The 25,567-nt window shown below is 73.4% G+C and carries 29 protein-coding genes and 3 tRNA genes; 10 read left to right on the forward strand and 22 right to left on the reverse strand.

The features are described 5' to 3' along the window. Positions 1-12: 12 nt before the first annotated feature. The 12 genes from ABZ801_RS09660 to ABZ801_RS09715 all read right to left on the reverse strand — a co-directional run bounded on the left by ABZ801_RS09660 (position 13) and on the right by ABZ801_RS09715 (position 9,326). Positions 13-204: a ferredoxin gene (locus tag ABZ801_RS09660; protein ID WP_360695075.1), complete on the reverse strand. Its 192-nt coding sequence runs from the start codon at positions 202-204 to the stop codon at positions 13-15. Next, positions 201-1,556, reverse strand: coding sequence for a cytochrome P450 (locus ABZ801_RS09665; protein ID WP_360695078.1), 1,356 nt, complete (start codon positions 1,554-1,556; stop codon positions 201-203). Before ABZ801_RS09665 ends, ABZ801_RS09660 begins: the two co-directional genes overlap by 4 nt. Then, the gene (locus ABZ801_RS09670) at positions 1,553-2,335 is read right to left on the reverse strand and encodes an SDR family oxidoreductase (RefSeq protein ID WP_360695081.1); all 783 of its coding nucleotides are present in this window, start codon (positions 2,333-2,335) and stop codon (positions 1,553-1,555) included. The genes ABZ801_RS09665 and ABZ801_RS09670 overlap by 4 nt, the downstream gene beginning before the upstream one ends. Beyond that, complete coding sequence (locus ABZ801_RS09675; protein ID WP_360695084.1) at positions 2,336-3,535, reverse strand: cytochrome P450; 1,200 nt, start codon at positions 3,533-3,535, stop codon at positions 2,336-2,338. It lies immediately after the preceding gene. Between the two features lie 10 nt (positions 3,536-3,545). Next, positions 3,546-4,121 (reverse strand): helix-turn-helix domain-containing protein, encoded by a 576-nt coding sequence (locus ABZ801_RS09680; protein ID WP_360695086.1) that lies wholly within the window; start codon positions 4,119-4,121, stop codon positions 3,546-3,548. Positions 4,122-4,269: 148 nt separating this feature from the next. Continuing rightward, the gene (locus ABZ801_RS09685) at positions 4,270-5,241 is read right to left on the reverse strand and encodes a chitinase (RefSeq protein ID WP_360695089.1); all 972 of its coding nucleotides are present in this window, start codon (positions 5,239-5,241) and stop codon (positions 4,270-4,272) included. A 401-nt stretch (positions 5,242-5,642) separates the two neighbouring features. Further along, positions 5,643-5,725: transfer RNA gene (locus ABZ801_RS09690), tRNA-Tyr, on the reverse strand. A 60-nt stretch (positions 5,726-5,785) separates the two neighbouring features. Then, a complete protein-coding gene (locus ABZ801_RS09695) occupies positions 5,786-6,562 on the reverse strand; it encodes a DNA-formamidopyrimidine glycosylase family protein (protein ID WP_360695092.1) in 777 nt (258 codons plus the stop codon). A 58-nt stretch (positions 6,563-6,620) separates the two neighbouring features. After that, a tRNA-Leu gene (locus tag ABZ801_RS09700) sits at positions 6,621-6,695 on the reverse strand. Between the two features lies 1 nt (position 6,696). Next, positions 6,697-6,773 (reverse strand) — tRNA-Leu (locus ABZ801_RS09705). 241 nt (positions 6,774-7,014) lie between these two features. Beyond that, on the reverse strand, positions 7,015-8,526 hold the full coding sequence (locus ABZ801_RS09710; protein WP_360695095.1) for a protein kinase: 1,512 nt from the start codon (positions 8,524-8,526) through the stop codon (positions 7,015-7,017). Positions 8,527-8,645: 119 nt separating this feature from the next. Further along, positions 8,646-9,326, reverse strand: a complete 681-nt coding sequence (locus ABZ801_RS09715) for a hypothetical protein (RefSeq protein ID WP_360695098.1) — start codon at positions 9,324-9,326, stop codon at positions 8,646-8,648. A 44-nt stretch (positions 9,327-9,370) separates the two neighbouring features. Between ABZ801_RS09715 and ABZ801_RS09720 the strand changes: the two genes are divergently transcribed. From ABZ801_RS09720 to ABZ801_RS09735, 4 genes are read left to right on the forward strand one after another with little or no spacing between them, the layout of a single operon-like run. Further along, positions 9,371-10,849 (forward strand): aldehyde dehydrogenase, encoded by a 1,479-nt coding sequence (locus tag ABZ801_RS09720; RefSeq protein WP_360695101.1) that lies wholly within the window; start codon positions 9,371-9,373, stop codon positions 10,847-10,849. Between the two features lie 10 nt (positions 10,850-10,859). Further along, positions 10,860-11,594, forward strand: a complete 735-nt coding sequence (locus ABZ801_RS09725; protein WP_344945283.1) for an SDR family oxidoreductase — start codon at positions 10,860-10,862, stop codon at positions 11,592-11,594. Further along, on the forward strand, positions 11,591-12,433 hold the full coding sequence (locus tag ABZ801_RS09730) for an NAD(P)-dependent oxidoreductase (RefSeq protein ID WP_360695105.1): 843 nt from the start codon (positions 11,591-11,593) through the stop codon (positions 12,431-12,433). The genes ABZ801_RS09725 and ABZ801_RS09730 overlap by 4 nt, the downstream gene beginning before the upstream one ends. Next, positions 12,426-12,782: a carboxymuconolactone decarboxylase family protein gene (locus ABZ801_RS09735; protein ID WP_360695108.1), complete on the forward strand. Its 357-nt coding sequence runs from the start codon at positions 12,426-12,428 to the stop codon at positions 12,780-12,782. Before ABZ801_RS09730 ends, ABZ801_RS09735 begins: the two co-directional genes overlap by 8 nt. Here the strand turns inward: ABZ801_RS09735 and ABZ801_RS09740 are convergent. The 5 genes from ABZ801_RS09740 to ABZ801_RS09760 form a co-directional block, all read right to left on the reverse strand. Further along, positions 12,779-13,543 carry an acetamidase/formamidase family protein gene (locus ABZ801_RS09740; protein WP_360695111.1) on the reverse strand — a complete coding sequence of 255 codons (765 nt, stop codon included), beginning with the start codon at positions 13,541-13,543 and terminating at the stop codon, positions 12,779-12,781. The genes ABZ801_RS09735 and ABZ801_RS09740 overlap by 4 nt on opposite strands. Before the next feature lie 125 nt (positions 13,544-13,668). Further along, a complete protein-coding gene (locus tag ABZ801_RS09745) occupies positions 13,669-14,781 on the reverse strand; it encodes a D-alanine--D-alanine ligase family protein (RefSeq protein ID WP_360695114.1) in 1,113 nt (370 codons plus the stop codon). Between the two features lie 20 nt (positions 14,782-14,801). Next, on the reverse strand, positions 14,802-16,079 hold the full coding sequence (locus ABZ801_RS09750) for a PLP-dependent transferase (RefSeq protein ID WP_360695118.1): 1,278 nt from the start codon (positions 16,077-16,079) through the stop codon (positions 14,802-14,804). A gap of 13 nt (positions 16,080-16,092) precedes the next feature. Beyond that, entirely contained in the window at positions 16,093-17,082 is a 990-nt protein-coding gene (locus tag ABZ801_RS09755; protein WP_360695702.1) for an NAD(P)H-dependent glycerol-3-phosphate dehydrogenase, read from the reverse strand. A 17-nt stretch (positions 17,083-17,099) separates the two neighbouring features. Next, positions 17,100-17,978, reverse strand: a complete 879-nt coding sequence (locus ABZ801_RS09760; RefSeq protein WP_344945301.1) for a lysophospholipid acyltransferase family protein — start codon at positions 17,976-17,978, stop codon at positions 17,100-17,102. 84 nt (positions 17,979-18,062) lie between these two features. Between ABZ801_RS09760 and cofC the strand changes: the two genes are divergently transcribed. Both cofC and ABZ801_RS09770 read left to right on the forward strand, forming a co-directional pair. Next, positions 18,063-18,734 (forward strand): 2-phospho-L-lactate guanylyltransferase, encoded by a 672-nt coding sequence (gene cofC, locus ABZ801_RS09765; RefSeq protein WP_360695121.1) that lies wholly within the window; start codon positions 18,063-18,065, stop codon positions 18,732-18,734. A 79-nt stretch (positions 18,735-18,813) separates the two neighbouring features. Beyond that, positions 18,814-19,026 carry a hypothetical protein gene (locus ABZ801_RS09770; RefSeq protein ID WP_360695124.1) on the forward strand — a complete coding sequence of 71 codons (213 nt, stop codon included), beginning with the start codon at positions 18,814-18,816 and terminating at the stop codon, positions 19,024-19,026. 206 nt (positions 19,027-19,232) lie between these two features. On the opposite strand, the gene ABZ801_RS09775 is transcribed toward ABZ801_RS09770, so the two are convergent. The 4 genes from ABZ801_RS09775 to leuC form a co-directional block, all read right to left on the reverse strand. After that, positions 19,233-19,511, reverse strand: coding sequence for an HU family DNA-binding protein (locus ABZ801_RS09775; RefSeq protein ID WP_067916442.1), 279 nt, complete (start codon positions 19,509-19,511; stop codon positions 19,233-19,235). 157 nt (positions 19,512-19,668) lie between these two features. Next, the gene (locus ABZ801_RS09780; protein ID WP_344945313.1) at positions 19,669-19,938 is read right to left on the reverse strand and encodes a hypothetical protein; all 270 of its coding nucleotides are present in this window, start codon (positions 19,936-19,938) and stop codon (positions 19,669-19,671) included. A gap of 130 nt (positions 19,939-20,068) precedes the next feature. Then, positions 20,069-20,656, reverse strand: coding sequence for a 3-isopropylmalate dehydratase small subunit (leuD, locus tag ABZ801_RS09785; protein ID WP_360695128.1), 588 nt, complete (start codon positions 20,654-20,656; stop codon positions 20,069-20,071). 14 nt (positions 20,657-20,670) lie between these two features. Continuing rightward, positions 20,671-22,068: a 3-isopropylmalate dehydratase large subunit gene (leuC, locus tag ABZ801_RS09790; protein WP_360695131.1), complete on the reverse strand. Its 1,398-nt coding sequence runs from the start codon at positions 22,066-22,068 to the stop codon at positions 20,671-20,673. Between the two features lie 98 nt (positions 22,069-22,166). Here leuC and ABZ801_RS09795 point away from each other — a divergent pair, with 98 nt between their 5' ends. Next, positions 22,167-22,886 (forward strand): IclR family transcriptional regulator, encoded by a 720-nt coding sequence (locus ABZ801_RS09795; RefSeq protein ID WP_285493300.1) that lies wholly within the window; start codon positions 22,167-22,169, stop codon positions 22,884-22,886. Positions 22,887-22,981: 95 nt separating this feature from the next. Here ABZ801_RS09795 and ABZ801_RS09800 read toward each other — a convergent pair whose 3' ends face one another. Next, complete coding sequence (locus tag ABZ801_RS09800; RefSeq protein WP_360695134.1) at positions 22,982-24,001, reverse strand: TlpA disulfide reductase family protein; 1,020 nt, start codon at positions 23,999-24,001, stop codon at positions 22,982-22,984. A 75-nt stretch (positions 24,002-24,076) separates the two neighbouring features. Between ABZ801_RS09800 and ABZ801_RS09805 the strand changes: the two genes are divergently transcribed. The 3 genes from ABZ801_RS09805 (at position 24,077) to ABZ801_RS09815 (ending at position 25,566) form a co-directional block, all read left to right on the forward strand. Continuing rightward, complete coding sequence (locus tag ABZ801_RS09805) at positions 24,077-24,751, forward strand: MerR family transcriptional regulator (protein ID WP_360695137.1); 675 nt, start codon at positions 24,077-24,079, stop codon at positions 24,749-24,751. Between the two features lie 81 nt (positions 24,752-24,832). Beyond that, positions 24,833-25,237, forward strand: a complete 405-nt coding sequence (locus ABZ801_RS09810) for a DUF202 domain-containing protein (RefSeq protein ID WP_360695140.1) — start codon at positions 24,833-24,835, stop codon at positions 25,235-25,237. 17 nt (positions 25,238-25,254) lie between these two features. Beyond that, on the forward strand, positions 25,255-25,566 hold the full coding sequence (locus ABZ801_RS09815; protein ID WP_344945332.1) for a DUF202 domain-containing protein: 312 nt from the start codon (positions 25,255-25,257) through the stop codon (positions 25,564-25,566). The last annotated feature ends 1 nt before the right edge of the window (position 25,567 follow it).

The raw sequence follows: 25,567 nt of genomic DNA on the forward strand, positions 1-25,567 counted from the left end.
CACCTCCGGGGGTCAGTCGATGAGCTTGAGCGCCTGCGTGGGGCAGTAGCGGACGGCGGCGGCGACCTCGTTGCGCAGGTCCTCGGAAGGCTCGGGGTCGGCCACGCGCACCTTGCCCTTGCGCGGCACCTCGAAGACGCCGGGCGCCTCCAGCTCGCACATGGCGTGCCCCTGGCACAGGTCCAGGTCGGCCTCGACCCTCATCGCGCCGTCCCCGGCGACCTGCGGCGGTAGCGGACGGCGCACGGCCGCGCGAGCTGCACCACCATCTTGGAGTGGTCGTTGCGGTAGGTGTCCGGCGGCTGGGCCAGTTCGAACTCCCAGTCCCGCAGCAGCACCGAGAAGATCGCCTTGAGCTGCATCATCGCGAAGTTGGCGCCGACGCAGCGGTGCCGTCCCGCCCCGAACGGCACCCACGTCCACCGGTTGACCAGGTCCTCCTCGCGCGGCGCGACGTAGCGTTCGGGGTGGAAGGCGTCCGGGTCGGGGAAGTCCTCGGGGATGCGGTTGGACACCGCCAGGCCGCAGCCGACCATCGTCCCCTCCGGGATGCGGTGGCCGAGCACCCGCTGCTCCGACTTGGCCACCCGCAGCAGCAGGATCAGCGGCGGGTGCAGCCGCAGCGTCTCCTTGATGGCCGACTCCAGGCGCGGGATGGCGCGCAGCGCCTGGAAACTGACCTCCCGCCCGTCCGCGTACAGGCCGTCCAGCTCCTCCACGACCCCCGCCAGCACGTCCGGGTGACGCAGCAGCTCGATGAGCGTCCAGGCGGCGGTGCCGGACGAGGTGTGGTGCCCGGCGAACATCATCGAGATGAACATGCCGGTCACCTGGTCGGCGTCGAACCGGGGCGTGCCGTCGGCGGCGCGGATCGACATCAGCACGTCGAGCAGGTCGCGGTCCTCGCGCGGCGGGTTCGGTGGGCGCGCGTCCATGATCTGCCGGACCAGCTCCACCAGCCCCGCCCGGGCCCGGTCGCGCCGCCGGAAGCTGTCGATCGGCGCGTACGGGTCGACGTAGGCGATCGCGTCGGTGCCGCGCTCCAGGTCGTGGTACAGCTCGGCGAACCGCCGGTCCAGGCTCTGCCGGAACTTGCGGCCGATCAGGCACGCCGACGAGGTGTAGATGGTCAGCTCGGCGAACCAGTCGAGCAGGTCGATCTCGCCCTCGTCGCCCCAGCCGGCCACCATCCGGTCCACCTCGGCGGCGATCGTCGCGGCGTGTCCCTTGAGGTGGGAGCCCTTGAGCGCCTGGTTGTGCAGGGCCTCGCGGCGCTGCTCGGGCGTGGCGTCGAACACCACGCCCGTCCCGAAGATCGGGGTCATGAACGGGTACGCCTCGGCCTGGTCGAGCTCCTCGTCGGGCGCGCGGAAGAAGAACTCGTTGGCCTCGGCGCCCGACAGCAGCACCACCGCGCGTCCGCCGATGCGGAACGCGCCCACGTCGCCGCACTCGGCGCGGACGCGGCGCATCAGCGCGATGGGGTCGGTGCGCAGCTCGTCCAGGTGGTCGGGACCGCCCGAGACGAACGGCACGTCGAGCAGCGTGGTGGTCATCGGGACTCCTCCAGGGGCGCTTCGGGTTGCACCTCCACCAGGGACAGATGCGCGCCGCGCGGCGTGGACACCACCGCCGTCACGGCCGCCGCGACATCGGACGGGCGCAGGAAGTACGGATGCCGGGCGTGGCCCCACCTGACCCACTCCTCCAGCACCTCGCCGGTGGTCTGGGCGTCCCAGTCCATGCCCATGCCGGTCGCGGTCGGTCCGGGCCGCACGATCGACGCCCGCACACCCGTGCCCTCCAGTTCCATCTGCAACGCCCGTGCCATGCCCTCGACGCCGTTCTTGGCGGCGACGTAGGCGCCCATGCGCGTGCGCGGCGACCGCACCACGTCCGAGGAGACGAACACCACGTCGCCGCGCCGCCGCCGCACCATGTCCGGCACCAAATGCGACACCAGCCGGTGCGCCCCGACCAGCAACACCTGCAGCTGCGCCAGGAACGTCTCGGAGTCCAGGTCGTGGACGCGCGCGGCGGCCAGCTCACCGGCGCCGGACACCACCACCTCGATCGGGCCGAGGGCGTCGGCGGCGGCCGCCGCGAACTCCTTCACCGAGTCGGCGTCGGCGACGTCGAGCCGGTGCGCGAACGCCTCCCCGCCCCCGGCGCGGATCGTCGCGGCCAGCTCCTCGCACGTGCCGACGCGGCGCGCGCCCAGCGCCACCGGATGCCCGGCCGTCGCCAGCGCCGTCGCCGTGGCGGCGCCGATGCCGGACGACGCGCCGCTGACCACGGCGGGACGCCGCTCGGGATGCGGCTCGAACCTCGGCACCTACCTCACCTCCACGCGGACCGGCAGCGACGCGAACCCGCGCACGTTCACCGAGTGGACGCGGTCGGCGCGCGCCTCGTCGACCTCGTAGCCGCGGACCCGGTTCACCAGCTCGGTCAGCGCGACGCGGGCCTCCAGCCGGGCCAGGTTGGCGCCCAGGCAGAAGTGCCGTCCGCCGCCGAAGCTGACCAGCTGGGACGTGTCGCGGCCGAGGCGGTAGACGTCCGGGTCGGGGAACACGCGGGGGTCGCGGTTGGCCGACCCGACCAGCAGCAGCATCCGGCCGCCGGCGGGCACGCGCCGACCGTGCCAGGTCGTGTCCCGCGTCACCGTGCGCGCCAGCATCTGGCTGGAGGTGTCGTAGCGCAGGGTCTCCTCGACCCAGTCGTCCACGCGCGCCGGGTCGCCGAACGGCTTGGCCAGCTCGGCGGGGTTGCGCCACGCCCAGTACACGGCGTTGGCCAGCAGCTTGGTGGTCGTCTCATTCCCCGCGACCACCATCAGGAACAGGAACGCGATGATCTCGCGGTCGTCGAGGCGGTCGCCGTCGATCTCCGCGTCGAGCAGCGCCGAGGTGAGGTCGCCGGTGCGGCGGCGGCGCCGCTCGGCCAGCATGCCCTCGTAGTAGCCGACGAGCGCGAGCGCGGCCTCCATCCCGGCGGGCGGGACGTCGTTCAGGCCCTCCTCGCGGTGCACCACCACGTCGGCCAGGCGCCGCACCTCCGCACGGTCGGCCTCGGGGACGCCCATCATCTCCGAGATGACGTCCATGGGCAGCAGCCCCGCGAAGTCGGCGACGAAGTCGAACTCGCGTCTCTCCAGGGCGGGTTCGAGGTGCCTTCTCGTCAGGTCCCCGATGCGGCCTTCGAGTTCGCGCACCCTGCGGGGCGTGAAGCCCTTGGAGACCAGCGCCCGCATGCGCGTGTGCCGGGGCGGGTCGAGCGCGAGGAACGACATCGTCCGGTGCGCCTGCGGGCCCCACGCGCTGGGCTCCAGCGAGACGCCGTTGGCGTTGGAGAACGTGACGTGGTCGCGGAACGCCGCCGCCACGTCGGCGTGCCGCGACAGCGCCCAGAAGCCGAGTTCGTCGTTGCGGTAGAGCGGCGCCTCGTCCCTGAGGCGCGCGTACGTCGGGTAGGGGTCCTCGTGGACGGCGTAGTCGAACGGGCTGTAGGTGGGGGGCTCCCTCAGGGGCTCCACAGCCGTCACCTCACTCGGGCAGTATCAGCTCGGCTATCTCCGTCAGCCGGTCGGCCATGCGGGCGTAGGAGGTGTGGCCCATGCCGGCGTGCACCAGCGCGCCGGCGTAGGCGATCTCGAGCGCGCTCAGCACCTTGGGGTCGGCGTCGTCCCCGAGCGCCGTCTGCAGGCGCTCGCGGATCCGCATGCCGATGCGCAGGCGCAGCTCGCACACGTCGGGGTCGCCGCCGAGCATCGCCGCCGTGCACGCCGCCGCGAGCTCCGGCTCGTCGGACACCAGCAGCGCCACCTCGCGCAACACCGCCGCCACCCGCTCGCGCGCCGGGTCCGTCCCCCGCTCGACGGGCGGCAGCGCGCTCAGCCGCCGCCAGAACACCTCGGTGATGAGGTGGTTCTTGGACGTGAAGTAGGTGTAGGCCGTGGCCGGCGCCACTCCGGCGCGGCGGGCCACGTTCCGCACGGTCAGCCCGTCGTATCCCTGGTCGCGCAGCTCGGCGACGGCCGCGTCGGTCAGCCGCCGCACGGTGTCGGCCTGCCGCTCGGTGAGCCGCCGCCGGGTGGGCTCGGTCGCCAACTCGCTGGACATGTGTCCAGACATTAGTTCAGCAGCCCGCCGGTGACAACCCCGCCCCTGGACGGCAGCCGTCCCCGGCCCTGAGCGGTGGACCGGGGACGGCCGCGCCGGACGGGCGAGGACAGCGGATCCCCACCCGGCCCGGCGGCTGTTGCGGGCCTCAGCCGGTGAAGCCCTTGAAGATGCCGGTGAACTCGTAGGCGGACTGTGCGATGCCGCTGCACGTCGGGGAGACGCGGCCGTCGGCGCAGCCGCCGTTGTCGCGTCCCACCGACCAGAAGCCGACGAAGCCGATGTGGTTGGCGTTGGCCCAGTCGCGCAGGGCGCGGGCGTGCGCCTGGGTGGTGGTCATCCCCGAGTCGTTCTTGCCGATCATGGGGGTGACGCCGAGCCGCCGCTTCTGTTCGGCGTCGCCGCGCCCCGGCCAGATCTGCCGCATCTGCCGCAGCGTCGCCTCCGCGGCGGAGATCATGGCGGCGCCCCAGTCGCCGGTGTACCCGAAGTTCATCAGCATCGGGTTGACCACGACGTCCAGCCCCCTGGCGGCCGCGTCCCGCAGGATCTGCTCGGAGAACGGGTCCACGCCGTAGTCCTGGCCCTGGACGCGCAGCGTGTAGCTGATGGCCGTGCCGCGCTCGTCCTGGAGCCGCTTGAGCGCGGTGTTCACCTTGGCGACGTCGACGGCCGCCTCGATGTCGACGTCCAGGTGGTTGGTGCCGACCGTGTCGAGGACCTTCTTGTACGCGCCGAGCAGCGCGTCGGCCGAGCCGCACACGTGCTCCAGGTACGGCGACAGCGCACCGCCGGACGCCACGACCACCTGGCCGCCGCCGCTCTGCAGCGCGCGGACGTCGTTGATGATGCGCGCGTCGTTCAGGGGGATGATGCCGCCCCAGGACGGGTTGCACCCGGTGCTGTCGGCCAGCACGAACGCCAGCGTGTAGTTCTTGACGCCGGTCGCCCGCGCGGCCGCGGCCAGCGACGGCGTCGTCATGGTGATGTCGATGTAGGGGGCGTGGCGGATGGCGGGGGCCGCTGCCTGACGTGCGGCGGCGTACGAGCCGGATGCGGACGCGGCGGCCGCCGGCACGGCCAGCAGCGCCGCCAGGAACGAAAGGAGGATGCGTCGCAAGGTCGCTCCCAGGGTCGTGCGGTGCGGGGATCGGGGCGCGGCTTACTATTAGGAAAGTTTCCTAACTGATTGCACGTTAGCCGCGCCGTCCCCGTCCGGCAACCCCCGTCCGGCCCCGCACGACGGCACCACCCCAGGTCGCCCCCCGAACCGGCATCGTCCACTCCGCGAATTCGGCAAGACCGAACGACCACCCCGCCGCCACACTGGCAACCCTCACCACGACACTCCCGGCATACGAGCCCGCTCCGCATCTCGACACGGCTCGATACCCCGACGGTGAGCGGCTGCCGTATTCGGGGCAGCGGCCACCCAGGTCTCCTTTGCCGACAATTCGGCGCGGCCTGCGGAACAATTCAGAATCGTTCCGCGATTCGTGACGCGACTCGTGGCGAGTTTTGTGGGGCGGGTGGGATTCGAACCCACTCAGCGCGAAGCACCTGCTTTACAGGCAAGCCCGACTCTCCCGCGTCGGCGCCGCCCCCGGCGTGTGCTTTCACGGTGTCAGCGGAAGGCCATTTCCCGCAAATGAATTTCCGGGCCGTCACTGCGGCTGGCAGGTGCGGCACCATACGGTGGTGCGGCCGGAGATCCGGCGTCGGGACAGCGTCGTGCCGCAGCGCGGGCAGGCTCCCTCGGGCTCGTCGCGGGCCCCTGTCAGCCACGTGTCGCGCGGCGGGACCCGTCCCGCCCTGACCGAATCGCGCAGCACGCGCCGCATCGCCTGGTAGAGCGCGGTGACCTCGTCGTCGTCCAGGTCCGGCACGTTCCGTAGCGGGCTGACGCGGGCGCGCCAGCAGATCTCGTCGGCCAGCAGGTTGCCGAGGCCCGCGATGAGCGTCTGGTCGGTCAGCGCCGACTTCAACCGCCCCCGGCGTCCGGCCAGCAGCGCGCCCAGTTCCTCGCGGGAGACGTCCAGCGCGTCCGGGCCGAGGTCGTCGAGCGTCCGCCCGGCCTGGTCCTCGTCGGCGGCGAGCCGTACGCCCTGGAGCTTGCGCATGTCGCGGAAGCGCAGCTCACCGTCCCGGAAGCCCCACACGACCCGGTCGTGCGGGTGCCGTGGCTCGTCCGGGTCATGCCAGGACAGCGACCCGGTCATCCCGAAGTGCAGCATGAGCACCGGGCCGTCGGCCGGGGCGATCAGCCACTTGCCGTGCCGCCGGGGCTGCCCGAAACGATGGCCCCGCAGCGCCTCGTCCAGCCGCCGCGCGCTCACGCCGCGCAGCACGCCCGCGTCGCACACCCGCACGGCCGTGATCGGTTCGCCGGCATGTTCCGCCAGCACGCGGCGGAACCCTTCGACGTCCGGAAGCTCCGGCATGCCGCATGCCCTACCCGGTCTTCCCTCGTCCACCCCACGCGCACGAGGGGCCGGCACGTACCCCCGACAGGATTCGAACCTGCACCATTCCTGCTTCTCGAACAGGCGCCTCTGCCAGTTGGGCGACGGGGGCGTGGTGCGGCTCCCGGGATTCGAACCCGGAACATCCACTTCCTGAAAGTGGCCTCTCTGCCTGTTGGAGTAGAGCCGCGCGAAAAAAGGGCCGAGCGTTCGGGGAAGGCGTCGCTCGGAAACGCGCGGCCGGGAGGTCAGGCGATGGACCGGCCATGGCGGGCGAGCGACGCCCAGGGCAGTCGTAGGCGTTGGAGCGTCATGGCCGATCCTCCTCTCGAAGTCCTTGTGTCGTTCCCTTGGACGGGCCGACGACGACTACGGTGCCAGAATTCCCCCGAGCTGGGCAACGCGTTTTCTCGCCGGGGCCGGCGACCGGTTCAGAAGGTGCCCGACGTGGACGAGTCGTCGCTGATCAGGAACGCGAGGCCGATCAGCAGCCAGATCCCGACCATCACCCAGCCGCACGCGATGCCCGCCGCGGCCATGCCCAGCCCTTTCTGCCCGGCACGCCGGGTCTGGTTCCACCCGAGGTGGCCGAAGATGATGGCCGGTATGGACGACAGGCCGCAGGTGAGCAGGCCGACCACGCCCAGGATCAGCGCGCAGATCGCCGTGGTGTTGTAGCGGCCCGCCGCCGCGGGCAAGCCCGGGGCGTGCCCGGCCCGGGTCGCCGGGACGCCGTATCCGGGATGGCCGTTGCCGGGCGGCGGCGTGTCCATCGCGGCGGTGGCGCGCCGGTACCAGTAGTCGGCCTCGGCCGTCTGGCCCCGGGCGCTGAGCAGCACGCCGAGCTGGTACATGGCGGCGGAGTCTCCCGCCTCGGCGGCCTGCCGGTACTGCTGTTCGACCAGTCCCACCGCCGCGTCGGTGTCCAGAGCGGGCTGCGGCAGCGCCTGCCACGTCCCCGCGCCGGGCCGCGCGGACGCCGCGTCCGGCCGCGCCGCCGCCCCGCCGGGCCACGCGGCCGCGCCGTCAGGCCGCGCCGGTGCGAGGCCGCCGGGCGGCACGGGCGGGTCGCCGGGGTGCGGGGACGGGACGGGCGGCGAGGCGGGAGCGGCCTTGGGGGCGCCTGAGATCCTGGGAGCACCTGAGATGAGGTGTTCGAGCAGTTGCTGGGCGGTGGGACGCCGCGCCGGGTCCTTGGCCAGTGCCGCGCGGACGACCTCCAGCACCGTCCCCTGAAGGCCGGTGAGGTCGGGTTCCCCGCTGACGATCCGGTGGATGATCGCGGGCACGGTGGGGCCGTCGAAGCACGGCTTCGCGCGCGCGGCGAACGCCACCGTGGCCCCCCAGGCGAACACGTCGGTGGCCGGGGACGCGGACGCGCCCGCCAGTTGCTCGGGCGCCATGAACGCCGGGGTCCCCACGATGCCTCCGGTGGCGGTGAGACGGGTGCCGTCCAGCTCCGACCGGGCGATGCCGAAGTCGATCACGCGCGGGCCGAGGGGCGACAGCAGCACGTTGGCCGGTTTGAGGTCGCGGTGCACGATCCCGGCGTCGTGGATGGCGGTGAGCGCGGTGGCCATCCCGACCGCGAGCGCTTCGAGGTCGGCGCCGCGCAGCGGACCGCGGTCGGTGACGGCGTCGTCCAGGCTGGGTCCCTCGACGAACTCGGTCACCAGGTAGGGCGGGTCGGCGTGGGGATCGGCGTCCAGCACGGGGGCGGTGCAGAAGGGGCGGACGCGCTGCGCGGCGGCGACCTCGGCCTGGAACCGCGCCCGGTACTGCGGGTCCGCCGCGTACTCCCGGCGGATCACCTTGATGGCGACCCCGCGTCCGGAGTCGTCGACGCCCCGGTACACGGTGCCCATGCCGCCCTCGCCGAGCCTGCCGACGACCCGGTAGCGGCCGATGACCACCGGCGTGCCGGCGCGGGGCGTCTGGGACACGGCTGGCTCTCCTCCCGGCAATGACCTTGAAGCCCCCAAGCCTGGCATATCGGGAAGTGCGACGTGCCGATCTCCCGCAGGACTCGTCGCCCCGGCACGCGGTCCGGCGGGGTGCGGGTTCAGTCGGGGATGTGGGGGGTGCCGTCGCGCATGGGCGGGAAGCGGTGGGTGGCGGCGGTCGTGCCCGCGACCATGCGGGTGATGTCGGCCTCGGGGAGCACCTCGGTGTCGTCGTCGATGATGACCTCCCAGCGGCAGTGCGGGACGCGGCCGGCGGGCACGCGGGGCGGGCGGTGCACGGGGCGGATGCGCGCCTTGGGGTTGACCGCCTGGGCGGTGATGTCGAACGTGCCGTCCTCGATGGTGTGACACATGCCCTTGATGGAGCGTTCGCCGAAGGGTTCGACGTCCAGGAGGGCGCCGCAGGAGCGCAGCTGGAAGAAGCCGTGCGTCTCGGAGATCAGCTCGTACTCCACGTCCATGTAGTGCTGGGCGAATCCCGGGTCGAGCTGCAGGCACTTGAAGATCGCCGAGACGCCGTCGCCCTCGATCTTCATGATCTCGCGGATCCGCCGGGTGTAGACGGGGCTGGCGCCGCGCCACTCCTCGATCGCGATCTCCTCGACGGCGCGCTGGCCGTACCGCAGCCCGACCGCGATGAGCGCGGAGCGGTCGAGCAGGTGGACGATCAGCGCGTACTCGCGCACCAGCCGGACCAGTGCCTCCTTGGACAGGTCCTCGAACCGGAAGCCGGGGTCGAACTCGCCCGAATAGTCGTCGCGGGGCTTGCGTTCCGTCATGGCCTGAACTGTAGTCTGGACATGTGTCCAGAACAACCGATCGCTTGCTCGGTAACGCGTCCGGCGCCCGCGGCCCCTCGCCGCTGCTGCTGGACGGACGGCTGACCGCCGGATCGGGCGGCACGTTCCCGACCGTCGACCCGGCGACCGGGGAGACCCTCGGCGAGGCCGCCGACGCCACGGCCGCCGACATGGACGAGGCCATCGCGGCGGCGCGGCGCGCGTTCGACACCTCCTCCTGGCCCGCCGACGTGCCGTTTCGCGTGCGCTGCCTGCGGCAACTGCGGGAGGCGTTGCGGCGGCACGCCGACGAGCTGCGCGAGCTGACCATCGCCGAGGTGGGCGCCCCGCGCTTCCTGACGTTCGGCGGCCAACTGGACGCCCCGGTGAACGACCTGGGCTGGTTCGCCGACCTGGCCGAGTCGTACGCGTGGGAACACGACCTCGGCCGGGCCGAGCCGATGGGCGTCCCCAGCGTGCGGCGGGTGCGGCGCGAGCCCGTCGGGGTGGTCGGCGCGATCACGCCGTGGAACTTCCCGCACCAGATCAACCTGGCCAAGCTCGGCCCCGCCCTGGCGGCCGGCAACACGGTGGTGCTCAAGCCCGCCCCCGACACGCCCTGGTGCGCGGCCGTGCTGGGCGAGCTGATCGCCGAGGAGACCGACATCCCGCCGGGCGTGGTCAACGTCGTCACCTCCTCCGACCACCGGCTCGGCGCCCAGTTGGCCGGTGACCCGCGGGTGGACGCGGTGTCGTTCACCGGGTCCACCGCCACCGGCCGGGAGGTGATGACCACCGCCGCGCGCAACCTGACGAAGGTCTTCCTGGAGCTCGGCGGCAAGTCGGCGTTCATCGTGCTGGACGACGCGGATCTGCGGTCGGCCTGCTCGTACGCGGCGTTCGCGGCGGCCACCCACGCCGGGCAGGGCTGCGCGATCACCACCCGCCTGCTGGTCCCCCGGGAGCGGTACGACGAGGCCGTCCAGATCACCGCCAGGGCCCTCACCAAGATCGGCGTCGGGGACCCGCGCGACGACGGCACGGTGTGCGGGCCGGTGATCTCCGCCCGGCAGCGCGCCCGCGTCGAGGGCTACCTGGAGCTGGCGGTGCGGGAGGGCGGCTCGTTCGCCTGCGGCGGCGGCCGTCCGGCGGGCCGCGAGAACGGCTTCTGGATCGAACCCACCCTGGTCACCGGCCTGACCAACGACTGCCGCACCGCCCGCGAGGAGATCTTCGGGCCCGTCCTGGTGATCCTGCCGCACGACGGCGACGACGACGCGGTACGGCTGGCCAACGACTCGCCGTACGGGCTGTCGGGCGCGGTGCACGGCCGCGACGCCGAGCGCGCCCGGGCGGTCGCGCGGCGGCTGCGCACCGGGACCGTCAGCGTCAACGGCGGCGTGTGGTACGCGGCGGACGTCCCGTTCGGCGGCTACAAGCAGTCCGGAATCGGCCGTGAGATGGGCGTGGCCGGATTCGAGGAGTACCTGGAGACCAAGGCGATCGCCGAAACCCCGTCCTAGAGGAGGCACAGTGCGGTTCGAGGGAAAGGTCGCGGTCGTCACCGGGGCGGCGGGCGGCATCGGTGAGGCGTACGCGCGGGCGCTCGCCGGCGAGGGCGCCTCGGTGGTCGTCGCGGACGTCGACGAGGCCGGGCAGCGCGTCGCCGACGACGTCAAGGGCCTGTTCGTGCGGACCGACGTCTCCGATCCGGCGTCGGTCGAGGCGATGGCCGCGGCGGCGGCCGAACGCTTCGGCGGCATCGACCACCTGGTCAACAACGCCGCGATCTTCGGCGGCATGCGCATCGACCTGCTGCTCACCGTCGACTGGGACTACTACCGGAGGTTCATGGCGGTGAACATGGACGGGGCGCTGCTGTGCGCCCGGGCGTGCGTGCCGCACATGCGGGAACGCGGCGGCGGCTCGATCGTCAACCAGTCCTCCACGGCCGCCTGGCAGTACGCGGGCTTCTACGGGCTGGCCAAGGCCGGCGTCAACGGGCTCACCCAGCAGCTGGCGCACGAGCTGGGCGGCATGGGGATCCGCGTGAACGCCATCGCCCCCGGCCCCACCGACACCGCCGCGCACCGCGAGGTCGTCCCCGGCGGCATGTCGGAGAAGATCGTCCAGGACAAGATGGCGATCAAGCGGATGGGCACGCCTGGGGACCTGGTCGGCGCGTGCCTGTTCCTGCTGTCGGACGAGGCGTCCTGGATCACCGGCCAGATCCTCAACGTGGACGGCGGCGAGGTGTTCCGGTCGTGAGCGCGTACGGGTTCGTCGGCCTCGGGCAGATGGGCGCGCCGATGGCGCGGCACCTGGCCGGCACCGGCCTGGTCGTCCACGACACCCGCCCCGAGGCCATGGAGCCCCTGGTGAAGGCGGGCGCCCGCGCCGCGCGCACCGTCGCGGAGGTGGCCCGCTCCGCCGAGATCATCTCGGTGATGGTGCGCGACGACGACCAGGTGAACGAGGTCGGCGCCGAGATCCTGGCGTCCGCCCGGCCCGGCACCGTCCTGGCCGTCCACTCCACGATCCGCGCGAGTACCGCCGAGGAGCTGGCGCGGCGGGCCGAGCCGTACGGCATCGAGGTCGTGGACGCCCCCGTCAGCGGCGGCTTCATGGGCGCGACCGCGGGCACCCTGGCCGTCATGGTCGGCGGCTCCGCCGAGGCGTTCGAACGCTGCCGCGAACCCTTCGGCGCCTGGGCGGATCTCGTCCTGCACATGGGGCCGGTCGGCGCGGGCACCCGCACGAAGCTGGCCCGCAACCTGCTGCACTTCGTGGCGTTCACCGCGGCGGCCGAGGCGCAGCGCCTGGCCGAGGCGTCTGGCGTCTCGCTGCGCAGGCTCGCCCGCGTCGTCCGGCACTCCGACGCCGTCACCGGCGGGCCGGGCGCGATCATGCTGCGCCCCACCACCGCCCCCCTGCGCCCGCACGACGAGCTGTACGACGTCCTGCGCAACGTCCGCGACCTGGGCGAGAAGGACCTCGCCCTGGCCGTGGAACTGGCGTCCGACCTGGACGTCGACATCCCCCTGGCACGGCTCGCCCTGGACCGCTTCGGCGCGGCCCTCGGGCTGGAGGAGGACCGCGATGGATGAGCGGCGCCGCCGCGGCCTGGACATGATGCGCCAGGTGTACGGCTGGGAGGTCGGCGACTCCCCCGACGCCTTCTTCGGCGTCACCGTCGACCACCTGTTCGGCGACGTGTGGACGCGCCCCGGCCTGAGCATGCGCGACCGCCGTCTCCTGTTGGTCGGCGTGCTGGCCGGGCAGGGCCTGAACGACGTCCTGGACATCCAGATTCCCGCCGCCCTGGCCAACGGCGAGCTGTCCCCGGACGAACTCCGCGAAATCGCGATCTTCCTGACCCACTACGTCGGCTGGCCCCTGGGCTCCCGCCTCAACGTGCAGATCGAGAAACTGATCGCCAAGTACCAGCGCGGTTAACGGCCCGCCAGCGGCCCGGGGGCGGGCATCAGCATCGGCCCGTTCACCCGGAAGCGCTCCACGCCCCTGCGCGTCAGGTGGACCCGCAGGTCGATCCACCCGGCCCGGGCGGCCAGGCGGCAGTCGTCGGCGCCGCTCACCGGGAAGTGCAGGTCGCCCACCGACAGCTTGGCGCCGCGCACGTGCACCGGCAGCAGCACCCGCGACCCGGCCGTCAGCGGGGCGATGCCGCAGCCGCCGATCTGCCGTCCGCGCGCCTCGCTGCGCACCGCCTCCGCCGCGATCCGCCGGTACGCGGCCGACCCCTCCTCGACGTGCCCGAGCAGCATCCCGGGAGCCCCGGCGTCCAGCCGCCACACCTCCGCCTCCGGTTCGGCGGCCGGCTCCTCGTCCGGCACGGCGGCCGCCGCGGCCGCCAGCATCGCCGCGTCCGGCGCGCACCCGATCACACCGGGATGCCCGGCGGGCGCGTACACCCCGTCGGAGCGTCCCACGCCGATCACGTCCACCACGATGACGTCACCGGGCTCGGCGCCGACCACCACGACCGGACCGCACAGCACCGGATCGGCCCCGGGCTCACGCCCCTGGCACTCCATCCGGATCGAGCCGCCCGTGAGCACCTCGGCCACCGCCGGGATCTCCGGGTGCCACCGGTCGTGCCCGGGCACCGCACGGCTCGCGTCCCCACCGCCCCACGGCGACACGGCGGACCCGGGAGCGGCCGCACTGGGCGGCTCGGAGGCAAGCGGGAGCGACAACGGGATTCCTTCCTCACGGAGATCTTCTCTACGGAAGAATCCTGCCGACCGACCTGTTTCCGAGTGATTTCAACACCCTTAAGACCCGGTTAGCGATACCCCCCGGAGGGTGCTGAGGGTGGCGGTCAGCGCAGGCCGCTGGGGCGGTCGAGGGCGGTTCGGATGAGGCGGTCGACCAGGGCCGGGTAGTCCAGGCCGCTGGCGGCCCACATCTGGGGGAACGCCGACGTCGGGGTGAAGCCCGGCATGGTGTTGATCTCGTTGAGGATCCAGCGGCCGTCGGGGGTGTGGAAGAAGTCGACGCGGGCCAGGCCCTCGCAGTCGAGGGCCTCGAACGCGGCGACCGCCAGGCGCTGCACCTCGGCGACGGCCCCGGGCGGCAGGTCCGGGGGGATGGCCATGCGGGTCGCGCCGTCCAGGTACTTGGTCTCGAAGTCGTAGAAGTCCTGGCCGCCGGCCATGAGGATCTCGGCGGGCAGGCTGGCCTCGGCGGGGCCGCCGGACAGGCCCTGCAGGACGCCGCACTCGATCTCGCGGCCGACGATGGCGGCCTCGACGATGACCTTGGGGTCGTGCTCGCGGGCCGTCTCGATGGCCGCCGTCAGGTCGTCCTCGGTCTCCACCCTGGAGATGCCCATGCTGGACCCGGCACGGGCGGGCTTGACGAACACCGGCAGGCCCAGCTGCTTGATCTCGTCCAGCTTGGCGGTGCGGGCGGTGCGCCACTCCCGGTCGCCGACCATCACGTACCGGCCGACCGGCAGGCCGCGGGCCTGCCAGACCAGCTTCATGAAGCCCTTGTCCATGCCGACCGCGCTGGCCAGCACCCCGGCGCCGACGTAGCGGACGCCCGCCAGGTCGAGCATGCCCTGGATGGTGCCGTCCTCGCCGTACGGGCCGTGCAGCAGCGGCAGGACGACGTCCACCTCGGTGAGGGTGGCGGGCACCCGGCCCGGTTCGACCACCATCAGGCCCTTGCGGGCCGGGTCGAACGGCAGCGCCAGGGCCTGGCCGTCGGCGGAGACCTCGGGAAGCCGCCCGTCCTCGATGGCCAGCCGCTGGCTCTCGGGCGCGAGCACCCAGCGGCCGTCGCGGGCGATGCCGACGGGCACCACCTCGTAGCGGTCGCGGTCGATGGCGGCCATGACGGCTCCCGCGGTGACGCAGGAGATCGCGTGCTCGCTGCTGCGCCCGCCGAAGACCACGGCCACACGGATCTTAGGTGATGCGTCGGACATGATGTCCGACCCTACAGCGATCAGTGGGTGTCGGCTACGAGCCGGGCGCCGTCGACGCCGTCGAGCGTGCGGCCGACGGTGTCGAGGGCCTCGGTCACGTCGCGGACCAGGTCGTCGGCGTCCTCCAGCCCGACGGAGAAGCGGACCGCGCCGGGGTCGATGCCGGCGGCGCGCAGTGCGGCGTCGTCGTGGCAGCGGTGGGTGGTGGAGGCCACATGGGCGACGTGGGTGTGGGTGCCGCCGACGCAGGTCGCCGGGGTCGCCAGGCGCAGGGCGTCGACCAGGGCCAGGCCCGCGCGGCGCCCGCCGGACGGGGTGACGGTGACCGCGGCGCCGAACCGGGTGCCCTCCGGGCCGGCGTCGAACAGGGCGCGGGCCTGCTCGTGCCCGCGGTGGCCGGGCAGCCCCGGGTAGTCGACCGACCGGACGGCCGGGTGCCGGGCGACGGCGGCGGCGAACAGATTGGCGGTGTCGCACTGGCGGCGCACCCGCAGCGGCAGGGTCTCCAGGCCGCGGCGCAGCAGGAACGCCTCGTCGGGCGCCAGCGCCGCACCGGTCTGCACGCGGACGCGGCGGACCTGCTCGACCAGGTCGGGCGCGCCGACGACCGCGCCGCCGGTGGCGTCGCCGTGACCGCCGATCGCGGCGGTCGCCGAGTGCACCACCAGGTCGGCGCCGTGCTCCAGCGGACGGCACACCACCGGCGTGGCCAGGGTGGCGTCCACGGCCAGCAGCGCGCCCGCGCCGCGGGCCAGCGCGGCCAGGCCCGGCAGGTCGGGGACGGCCAGCCCGGGGTTGCCCGGCACCTCGGCCCAGATCAGGCGGGTGGTGGGACGGATCGCCTCGCGCGCGGCGGCGGCGTCGGCGACGTCGACGTACGAGGCGTCGACGCCGAACCGCGACAGCAGCCCGTCCAGCAGCGCGTACAGGTCGCGGTGCGGCCCGGCGGGCGCGACCACGTGCGCGCCCGCGTCGGTGAACGCCAGCAGCACGGCGGTGGCGGCGGCCATGCCGGACGCGAACGCCTCGCCCTCCACCGGCCCGGACGTCCCGTGGCCCTCCAGGGCCGCGAGGCCGGCCGCGAACGCGTCGGCGGTGGGGTTGGCCATCCGGCCGTAGGAGTAGCCGGGCGCGCGGCCGCTCAGCAGGGCGGCGTGCTCGGCGGCGCCGGCGAAGGCGAACGCGCCGGCGCGCCAGACCGGCAGCCCGACCGGGGCCTGACGCGGCAGCGGCGGCGCCGGCAGATGGACGGCGCGGGTGTTCTCACCGTGTGAACGACTGCTTCCCGTGGTACGCATCGTTCACAGCATGTCACACTCCGTAGCGCTCCGGCTTGGGGGAACGCGAGATCAGCGAGATCGCCGCGTCCTTGATGGGCACCCCGTGGCGCAGCACGTTGACGACCGCCTCGGTGATCGGCATCTCGACGTTGTGCTTGCGGGCCAGCTCCAGCACCGCCTCGGACGACTTGACGCCCTCGGCGGTCTGCTTGGTGACCGCCACCACCTGCTCCAGCGTCATGCCGCGGCCCAGGTTCTCGCCGAACGTGCGGTTGCGCGACAGCGGCGAGCTGCAGGTGGCGATCAGGTCGCCCATCCCGGCCAGCCCGGCGAAGGTGTGCTCGTCGGCGCCCAGCGCGGCGCCCAGCCGGGCCGTCTCGGCCAGCCCGCGGGTCATCAGCAGCGCCCGGGTGCTGTCGCCGAAGCCGAGCCCCACCGCCATGCCCACGCACAGCGCCACGATGTTCTTGACCGCGCCGCCCAGCTCGCACCCGATCACGTCGGTGGTGGTGTAGACGCGGAAGTACGGGGTCATGGTGGCGGCCTGCAGCCGCCGGGCGCGCTCCTCGTCCACGCAGGCGGCGACGGCGGCGGCGGGCTGCCCGGCGGCGACCTCGCGGGCCAGGTTGGGCCCGCAGAACACCGCGACCCGCTCGTCGGGCACCCCGGCGACCTCGGCGATCACCTCCGACATCCGGCGGCAGGTGCCGAGCTCCACCCCCTTCATCAGGCTGACCAGCACCGACTCGGGCGGCAGCAGCGGCGTCCAGGCCGCCAGGTTCTCCCGCAGCGTCTGGGCGGGGACGGCCAGCGCCACGAAGTCGGCGCCGGCCAGGGCCTCGGCCGGGTCGATGGTGGCGCGCAGCCCCTCGGGCAGGACGGTCCCCGGCAGGTAGTCGGGGTTCTCGCGGCGTTCGTTGATCGCCTCGACGACCTTGGGACGGCGCCCCCACACCGTGACCTCGCCGCCCGCGTCGCGCAGCAGCTTGGCGAACACGGTCCCCCAGGACCCCGCCCCCATCACGGCGGTGCGGACTGTCACGCGGTCTCCGCCCCCTTGCCCTCGCCCGCGTCCGCGGTCTTCTCCGGCCTCGCGGCCTCGACGGGCTTCCCGGCCCCGTCCCCGGAGCGGGTCTCGGAGCCGGCCTCGGCGGTGGCCCGGCGGCGCTCCTCCAGGACCTTGTGGTGGTCGTACAGCTCCTTGGGGGGCTCCTCGCCGCGCAGCTCGCCCAGCAGCCCGGCGATGGTCGTCATGATGTCGCCGGTGGCCTCGCGCAGGGTGCTCTTGGTGAGCGGCCTGCCCTCGTAGCGGGACAGGTCAACCGGCGGCCCGGCGATCACCTTGATCTTCTTGCGGGGGAACGGGTGGAAGCCCTTCTTCAGGCTGCCCGCCAGGCCCCGCTTCTCGACCTTGCGGTACGGCAGCAGCTCGTGGGTGCCCCAGATCGCCACCGGGACGACCGTGGCGCCGGTCTTGAGCGCCATGCGGGCCACGCCGGTCTGCCCGGTCATCGGCCACAGCTCCGGGTCGCGGGTGCAGCTGCCCTCGGGGAAGAAGATCAGGCACTGGCCGGCCTCCAAGGCCTTCTCGGCGTCCTTGAGGGCCAGCGCGGCGTCGGTGCGGTCGCGGTACACCGGGATCTGCCCGGTGCCGTAGAGGATCTTCTTGATGAACTTGACGCCGAACAGCTGGGACTTGGCCAGGAACACCGGGTAGCGCCCCGACTCGTACACGAAGTGCGACAGCGCCAGCGGGTCCGACTCGGAGATGTGGTTGACGGCCAGGATCAGGCCGCCCTTCCGGGGCACGTTGGCACGGCCACGCCAGTCTCGCTTCAGCAGCCCGTACAGCAGCGGGCGCAGCACGACGATGGTGAGCTTCCGCCAGCCCGGCGAATACCCGTACCCCTGACTCATGCCCGTCCCTTTCTCGATGCGCCCACGCGGTGAGCGCGGGGTGTCCTCAGTTTCGCGGTTGCGTGCGCATAGTGTCGAGTTGCCATGTCTACAGCACAGCGCGCTGCGCATCATCTCCAGTGGTCGCTCGTGGTGCCGGTCAAGGTGCTGGCCCGCGCGAAGTCCCGCATGTCCGCGTCGGCGGGCCCGCACCGGCAGGCTCTGGCGCTCGCGGTCGCGGCCGACACGGTCGCCGCCGCGCTGCGCTGCGACCGCGTCCGCGACGTGATCGTCGTCACCGACGACCCGGTGCCCGCCGCCGAGCTGGCCGCGCTGGGCGCCCGCGTGGTGCCGGACGAGCCGGACGCCGGGCTGAACCCGGCCCTGGTGTACGGGGCGGTGCGCGGCCGCGAGCTGGCCCCGGACAGCGGGGTCGGCGCGATCTCCGCCGACCTGCCCGCCCTGCGTCCGGACGAGCTGGCCCGGGTCCTGGACGCGGCGGCCGGGGCGCCGGCGGCGTTCGTGCCGGACGCCGCCGGGATCGGCACCACCCTGTACACGGCGCGGCCCGGCGTGCCGTTCGCGCCCGCCTTCGGCGGCGACTCGCGTGCCGCGCACCGTGCCCGCGGGGCCCGCGAGCTGCTGGTTCCGGACACCGCCAGCGTCCGCCGCGACGTCGACACCCTGCCGGACCTGCGCGAGGCCCTCGCCCTGGGCTGCGGCCCGCGCACCACGGCCGTCGCCCGCCTCATCACCGCCCTGCACACTCCCGCCTAGCGGGCCGGCGGCCGGCGCGGCGGCGAACGCGGGAACCTTGATCACCGCGCGGGGGGCGGGAACGGCTAGGGTGGCCGCTATGCAGGGGACGGTGCGGACGTACGACCCGGAGACGCGCTCGGGCAGCGTGCTGCTCGACGACGGCACCGAGCTCCCCTTCGACACCGCCGCGTTCGAGGCGGGCGGCCTGCGGATGCTGCGATTCGGCCAGCGGGTGAACCTGGCCGCCGAGGGCGGCCGGATCACGGTGGTGACGCTGTCGACGTTCCCGCTGCCCGGCGACGCCCCGTGAGCGACCGCGCAGGTCAGGGGCCACGAACAGTCCTGCACAGCGCTGAACGGCCCTGAGCGGCCCCGAAGCGGCCGTATCGCCACGAGCCCTGCGGACGCGGCCCGGGAGGGCCCTGCGGCGGGCTGAGCTGCGCATGGAATGCCGCAGCGCCCGGGAGCCGCGTGGGGCGGCGGCCCGGGCGCTGCCACGGGTAGTCTGCCGACGACCTACTTCTTGCCGGCCACCAGGTTCTTGAAGTCGGCGCCCGCCTTGAACTTGGGCACGGACGTCGCGGGGACCTGGATGGTCTTGCCGGTTGCGGGGTTGCGAGCCGTACGGGCAGGCCGGTCGGCCTTCTCGAACGAACCGAACCCGGTGATCGCGACCTTGTCGCCCTTGGCGACGGCGTCCTGGATCGTCTCCAGGATCGCGTCGACCGCCTCGGCTGCGGCCTTCTTACTGCCCAGCCGCTCTGAGATGGCGTCGACCAGCTCACGCTTGTTCATGGGTTACTCCTCTAGTTCCCCCCTTGCCCGAACGAAACTAAGGCAGCCTCCGCAGCGACACAATCACCTGCACGCAAGAATCCCCGTGTCGCTGACGTTTTTGTCGGCATCGCCCCCGTCTCACCCGGGAGCCGGACCTGTCCGGCCACCCCGCACGTTAGCGGGCGTCGGACGTGCCGGAAAAGTCGGCCAGGAAGGCGTCCAGCCTGCGAGCGGCCAGGTCGGCGTCCCGCTTGGCCAGGTCGGTGATCGCCAGCAGGTGCCGGATGAGGCGCCGGCGGGTGTCCCGGGGCAGCGGCGCCACCAGGCGGTGGGCGTCGCGGAGCCGCCGGGCGAGCAGGGTCAGCGCGGGATCATCCCACTCGGGGCCGCTCCACGGCGCCGGGACAGTCGGCTGCTCGCCCGGCTGGGGTCCGGCATGGGTCAAGGAGAGCCCCCCAACGATACGAGCGTGTGTCTGCGCACACTCTCGATTGTCGTCGGTGGGCGGGCATGCTCACGCACCCGGGGGGCGGTCCGGCCCGTTACGGGCCGGATGTCGCCCCGGGCCGGGCCGTTCAGACGGTCGTGGGCAGCCAGCCGAGACGGCGCTGCTCGTAGGCGGCGATGTCTTCGGCGTGGCGGAGGGTCAGGCCGATGTCGTCCAGGCCCTCCATCAGGCGCCAGCGGGTGTAGTCGTCGATCTCGAAGGCGGCGACCAGGTCGCCGGCGCGCACCTCGCGGGCGCCGAGGTCGACGGTGATCTGCGCGGTGGGGTCCTGCTCGGCGCGGGTCTGCAGCTCCTCGACGACGTCGCCGGGCAGCACGACCGGCAGCAGCCCCATCTTGGTGGAGTTGTTGCGGAAGATGTCCCCGAAGCGGGGGGCGATCACGACGCGGAACCCGTACTGCTGCAGCGCCCAGACGGCGTGCTCGCGGGACGAGCCGGTGCCGAAGTCCGGCCCGGCGACCAGGATGCTGGCGCCCTCGTACTCGGGGCGGTTCAGCACGAACTCGGGGTCCTCGCGCCAGGCCGAGAACAGCCCCTTGTCGAACCCGGTGCGGCTGACCTGCTTGAGCCAGACGGCCGGGATGATCTGGTCGGTGTCGACGTTGCTGCGGCGCAGCGGCACCGCGCGTCCGGTGTGGGTGGTGAAGGCTTCCATGATCGAGAACGTCCTTACAGGTCGGCGGGCGCGGTCAGGCGGCCGGTGACGGCGGTGGCGGCGGCGACGGCGGGCGACACCAGGTGGGTGCGGCCGCCGGGCCCCTGCCGGCCCTCGAAGTTGCGGTTGGACGTGGAGGCGCTGCGCTCGCCCGGGGTGAGCTTGTCGGGGTTCATCGCCAGGCACATCGAGCAGCCCGCCTCCCGCCACTCGGCGCCGGCGGCGGAGATCACCTCGTGCAGGCCCTCCTCCTCGGCCTGCTTCTTGACCTTCATCGAGCCGGGGACGACCAGCATGCGCACCCCGTCGGCGACCTTGCGGCCCTTGAGGACGCCCGCGACGGTGCGCAGGTCCTCGATGCGGCCGTTGGTGCAGGAGCCGACGAAGACGGTGTCGACGGCGATCTCGCGCAGCGGGGTGCCCGCGGTCAGGCCCATGTACCGCAGCGCCCGCTCGGCGGCGGCGCGCTCCACCGGGTCGTCGTAGGAGGCCGGGTCGGGCACCGACTCGCCGAGCGGCAGGCCCTGCCCGGGGTTGGTGCCCCAGGTGACGAAGGGGGTCAGCTCGGACGCGTCGATCACGACCTCCTTGTCGAAGGTCGCGTCGTCGTCGGTGCGCAGGGACGTCCAGTACTCGACGGCGCGGTCCCAGTCCTCGCCCTGGGGCGCGTGCGGACGGCCCTTGAGGTAGGCGAACGTGGTCTCGTCCGGCGCGATCATGCCGGCGCGGGCGCCCGCCTCGATGGACATGTTGCAGACCGTCATGCGGCCCTCCATCGACAGCGACCGGATCGCCTCGCCGCGATACTCGATGATGTGGCCCTGGCCGCCGCCGGTGCCGATCCTGGCGATGATCGCCAGGATGAGGTCCTTGGCGGTGACGCCCTCGGGCAGCGCGCCGTTCACGGTGACGGCCATCGTCTTCGGCTTGATCTGCGGCAGCGTCTGGGTGGCCAGGACGTGCTCGACCTCGCTGGTGCCGATGCCGAACGCCAGGGCGCCGAACGCGCCGTGCGTGGAGGTGTGCGAGTCGCCGCACACGACGGTCATGCCGGGCTGGGTCAGGCCGAGCTGCGGGCCGATGACGTGGACGATGCCCTGCCCCTCGTCGCCCATCGGATGCAGCCGGATGCCGAACTCGGCGCAGTTCTTGCGCAGCGTCTCGACCTGGGTGCGCGACACCGGGTCGGCGATCGGCCGCAGCAGGTCGGTCGTGGGGACGTTGTGGTCCTCGGTCGCGATCGTCAGCTCGGGGCGGCGGACGGTGCGCCCGGCCATGCGCAGCCCGTCGAACGCCTGCGGGCTGGTCACCTCGTGCACCAGGTGAAGGTCGATGTAGAGCAGGTCCGGTTCACCCTCGGCACGCCGTACGACGTGCGCGTCGTACACCTTCTCGGCCAATGTACGGCCCATCGCTCACCTCACCTGAGTTCGTTCGCAGCGGCGCGCGGGTCGCGCCGGCGCTCGCCGTCCGATTTGCATCTCACATAACGAGACGGCAATATCAAGTCATGGACAACTCTAGCGGAGTCGGCGTACTTGACAAAGCGGTTCTGGTGCTGAACGCCCTGGAGGCGGGTCCCGCCTCGCTGGCACAGCTCGTCCAGACCACCGGGCTGGCGCGGCCGACCGCCCACCGGCTCGCCGTCGCGCTGGAGCACCACCGCTTCGTCCACCGCGACACCCAGGGCAGGTTCATCCTGGGGCCGCGGCTGGCCGAGCTCGCGGTGGCCGCGGGCGAGGACCGGCTGCTGGCGATCGCCCAGCCCATCCTGGCCCAGCTGCGGGACCTGACCGGCGAGAGCGCCTCGCTGTTCCGGCGGCAGGGCGACGTGCGGGTGTGCGTGGCCGCCGCCGAGCGCAGCAGCGGGCTGCGCGACACCATCCCGGTGGGCGCCGCGCTGCCGATGACCGCCGGGTCGGCCGCGCAGGTGCTGCTGGCCTGGGAGGAGCCCGACCGGCTGCACCGGGGCCTGCGCGGCGCCAAGTTCGAGGCCACCACCCTGGCCCAGGTGCGGCGCCGCGGCTGGGCGCAGAGCGTGGGCGAGCGCGAGCAGGGCGTCGGCTCGGTGTCGGCGCCGATACGGGGCGCGGGCGGCCGGGTGATCGCCGCGGTGTCGGTGTCCGGCCCGCTGGAGCGCCTGACCCGCTCCCCCGGCCGCCTGCACGCCGGTCCGGTGATGGCCGCCGCCGAGAAGATCTCCGAGGCGATGCGCCGCACCGCGTCCTAGTCCCTCGACCGGACGGCCCTCATCCCGCCCGGCGCGCGTGCGTCCGCCCGCGCCTTACCCCTGCACGGCGGCCGTTACGTCGCCGGCCCGTGTTCTCACACCGACGTCCCGGGCCGGGTGGGCAGCGGCCGGTAGATGGGGATGCCCGCCTTCTCGAGTTCGTCGCGCAACGCGAAATAGGCGTCGCCGAACGGGTCGTCTCCGGTGAGCGGCATCAGGCCGCGGCGGATCGCCACGTCGTGCGGGGCGAGGGCGGCGGCCTCGGCCACGTGCCGCCGCGCCGCCTCGTCCCGGCCCTCGCGGGCCAGCCAGACCGCCAGGCGGGCGTGCGCGCGGGCCCGCTGCTCGTCGGCCGTCGGGACGCGCAGGTGCTCGCGGACCTGCGCCCGGTCCAGCCCGGCGTCGCCGTCGACCACCCAGCGGCGCAGCGCCGCGTAGGACTCCTGGGAGTCCAGGCCGTTCATGGAGCGGAACAGGTCGGTGGCGGTCTGGGTGTCCTGGGGACGGGCGATGCGGCCCTCCTCGTCGATCCACACCACCGTCGGCACGTTGATCACGTTGTAGAGCTCGGCGACGACGCCCTCGGTGTCGACCAGGGCGGGATGGGTGGCGTTCGCCTCCTCGATCCACGGCCGCGCGTCGCCGGCCGACCGGTCGCACGCCACGCTGACGACCGTGAACCCGTGGTCGCGCAGCGCCGCGTGCCGTTCCTCCCAGGCGGGCAGGTCGTAGCGGCACCCGCACCAGGAGGCCCAGAACACCAGCGCCACCTTGCGCCCGCGGAAGTCGGCGAGGCGGACGCCGTCCAGCTCGAAGTCGGGCGCCTCGGCGACGGTGAGCCGCGGAGCGGCGGCGGCCAGGGCGAGGGCGCGCTCCGCCGCGTCGACGACGGCGACGTGACCCGTCAGCTCGGCGAAGGCGGCCACGTCCACGCCGTCGGGCGTCTCGATCGCGGCGGCGCGGGCCGCGGGCAGGCAGGCGTCGTCGCGGCACCAGCCGTGCGGCTTGCGCTCCCAGCCGAGCAGCGGCCGGTCCAGCGGGGCGAAGGGCCGCCCGCCGGGACCGGGCCGGGCGTCGATCCGCTCGACGCGATCCCCCTCGACGACGGTGAACATCTGGTCCCCCCAGTTAGATAGTGTTGGTATCCAAGTATTGGATAGCTCTAGTATCCAGTCAAGGGGGTGTGCGCGGTGAAGATCTCCGAGCTCAGCGACCGCAGTGGGCTGACCATCCAGACGATCAAGTTCTACATTCGCGAGGGCCTGCTGCCGAAGGGCACGGCGACCGGCGCCACCCGCGCCGAGTACGACGAGCGGCACCTGGAGCGGCTGCGGCTGGTGCGGGCGCTGCGCGAGGTCGGCGACCTGCCGGTGGCCGCCATCCGGCGCATCGTGGCGGCGGTCGACGACGAGGACGTCGGCATGCACCGGCTGTTCGGCATCACCCAGTACGCCATCGGCCCGCACGTGGACCCGCCCGACCAGGACCCGGCCGCGCCCGAGGACCTGGCGGCCCAGTGGCGGGCCGCGCGCCGGGACGTCGACGCGCTGATCGGCGAGCTCGGCTGGCGCGTCACCGAGCGCGCCCCCGCCCGCGACCTGCTCGCCCAGACCTTCGTCGCGCTGCGCCGCCTCGGCTTCCCCATCACGCTGGCCGACCTGCTCCCGTACACGCGCGCCGCCACCGCCGTGGCCGAGCACGAGATCGGCGCGGTCGCCGCCGACGCCCCGCGCACCCGGGCGGTGCACGCCATGCTGGTGTCCACGGTGCTGTACGAGCAGGTGCTCACCGCCCTGCACCGGCTGGCCCAGGAGGACGCCTCGGCCCGCCGCTTCGGCGAGGACGACCCCGGCGCCGACAATTAGACAAATCAGCCTTTGCCAGTCGGATTCACCAATCACACCGGTTCGGCGGAAAAAACGGTAGCCGCATACGATGAACCGGCAATGACGACCACACCGGGTGATGTTCCGATGACCGCCGTGGACCCCGAGCGCGGGCGGTGGACCGACCGGCTGCTCGCCGAGGGCGACGACCCCGACCCGCGATTCACCCTCGCCAACGAGCGCACGTTCCTGGCCTGGATCCGCACCGCCCTGGCCGTGATCGCCGCCGGAATCGGGCTGGCCCTCAGCCGCGACCTGCTGGCCGCCCCCGCGCGCGACGCGCTGGCCGTCGGCTTCGCCGCCACCGGCGCCCTGATCGCCGTCCTGGCCTTCCGCCGCTGGCTGCGCACCGAACGCGCGCTGCGCCGCGCCGAGACCCTGCCGCCGCCCGCGCTGGCCCCGATCATGTCGTACGGCCTGGCGGCCGCCGCCGTCGTCCTGCTGGTCGCCCTGCTGGTCACCTAGGCGAGGCGAGGCAGACCGTGAGCCGCCTGTGGGACCCCGGCGCCCAGCCCGAACGCACCGCCCTCGCCTGGTCGCGCACCACCCTCTCCCTGCTGGCCGCGGGACTGCTCTGCGTCCGGCTCGCGCCCTCCGCCGCCGGCGCCGCTCTCGCCGCCGCGGCCGTCTGCGGCGCCGCCGCCCTCCAACTGCGCCGCGCCCGCCGCACCCACCACCGCCGCGGCCGGCGCCTGGCCGCCGGAGCCCCGGTCGCCGACCCCGCCTCCGTCCTCCTCGCCACCGCCGTCACCGTGCTGCTGGGCGTCATCGGCATCCTCTTCGCCGTCACCTGAA

It is taken from the genome of Actinomadura sp. NPDC047616 (assembly GCF_040642915.1).
Taxonomy (GTDB): Bacteria; Actinomycetota; Actinomycetes; order Streptosporangiales; family Streptosporangiaceae; genus Spirillospora; species Spirillospora miaoliensis.

What these genes read in the sequence shown, in the direction of transcription:
- leuC (WP_360695131.1), bottom strand. Translation starts at nt 22,068, where the DNA reads ATGGGCCGTACATTGGCCGAGAAGGTGTACGACGCGCACGTCGTACGG.
- ABZ801_RS09660 (WP_360695075.1), bottom strand. Translation starts at nt 204, where the DNA reads ATGAGGGTCGAGGCCGACCTGGACCTGTGCCAGGGGCACGCCATGTGC.
- cofC (WP_360695121.1), top strand. Translation starts at nt 18,063, where the DNA reads ATGTCTACAGCACAGCGCGCTGCGCATCATCTCCAGTGGTCGCTCGTG.
- ABZ801_RS09810 (WP_360695140.1), top strand. Translation starts at nt 24,833, where the DNA reads ATGACGACCACACCGGGTGATGTTCCGATGACCGCCGTGGACCCCGAG.
- ABZ801_RS09750 (WP_360695118.1), bottom strand. Translation starts at nt 16,079, where the DNA reads ATGCGTACCACGGGAAGCAGTCGTTCACACGGTGAGAACACCCGCGCC.
- ABZ801_RS09715 (WP_360695098.1), bottom strand. Translation starts at nt 9,326, where the DNA reads ATGACGGAACGCAAGCCCCGCGACGACTATTCGGGCGAGTTCGACCCC.
- leuD (WP_360695128.1), bottom strand. Translation starts at nt 20,656, where the DNA reads ATGGAAGCCTTCACCACCCACACCGGACGCGCGGTGCCGCTGCGCCGC.
- ABZ801_RS09680 (WP_360695086.1), bottom strand. Translation starts at nt 4,121, where the DNA reads ATGTCCAGCGAGTTGGCGACCGAGCCCACCCGGCGGCGGCTCACCGAG.
- ABZ801_RS09665 (WP_360695078.1), bottom strand. Translation starts at nt 1,556, where the DNA reads ATGACCACCACGCTGCTCGACGTGCCGTTCGTCTCGGGCGGTCCCGAC.
- ABZ801_RS09745 (WP_360695114.1), bottom strand. Translation starts at nt 14,781, where the DNA reads ATGTCCGACGCATCACCTAAGATCCGTGTGGCCGTGGTCTTCGGCGGG.
- ABZ801_RS09800 (WP_360695134.1), bottom strand. Translation starts at nt 24,001, where the DNA reads ATGTTCACCGTCGTCGAGGGGGATCGCGTCGAGCGGATCGACGCCCGG.
- ABZ801_RS09695 (WP_360695092.1), bottom strand. Translation starts at nt 6,562, where the DNA reads ATGCCGGAGCTTCCGGACGTCGAAGGGTTCCGCCGCGTGCTGGCGGAA.
- ABZ801_RS09755 (WP_360695702.1), bottom strand. Translation starts at nt 17,082, where the DNA reads ATGGGGGCGGGGTCCTGGGGGACCGTGTTCGCCAAGCTGCTGCGCGAC.
- ABZ801_RS09775 (WP_067916442.1), bottom strand. Translation starts at nt 19,511, where the DNA reads ATGAACAAGCGTGAGCTGGTCGACGCCATCTCAGAGCGGCTGGGCAGT.
- ABZ801_RS09795 (WP_285493300.1), top strand. Translation starts at nt 22,167, where the DNA reads ATGGACAACTCTAGCGGAGTCGGCGTACTTGACAAAGCGGTTCTGGTG.
- ABZ801_RS09735 (WP_360695108.1), top strand. Translation starts at nt 12,426, where the DNA reads ATGGATGAGCGGCGCCGCCGCGGCCTGGACATGATGCGCCAGGTGTAC.
- ABZ801_RS09760 (WP_344945301.1), bottom strand. Translation starts at nt 17,978, where the DNA reads ATGAGTCAGGGGTACGGGTATTCGCCGGGCTGGCGGAAGCTCACCATC.
- ABZ801_RS09770 (WP_360695124.1), top strand. Translation starts at nt 18,814, where the DNA reads ATGCAGGGGACGGTGCGGACGTACGACCCGGAGACGCGCTCGGGCAGC.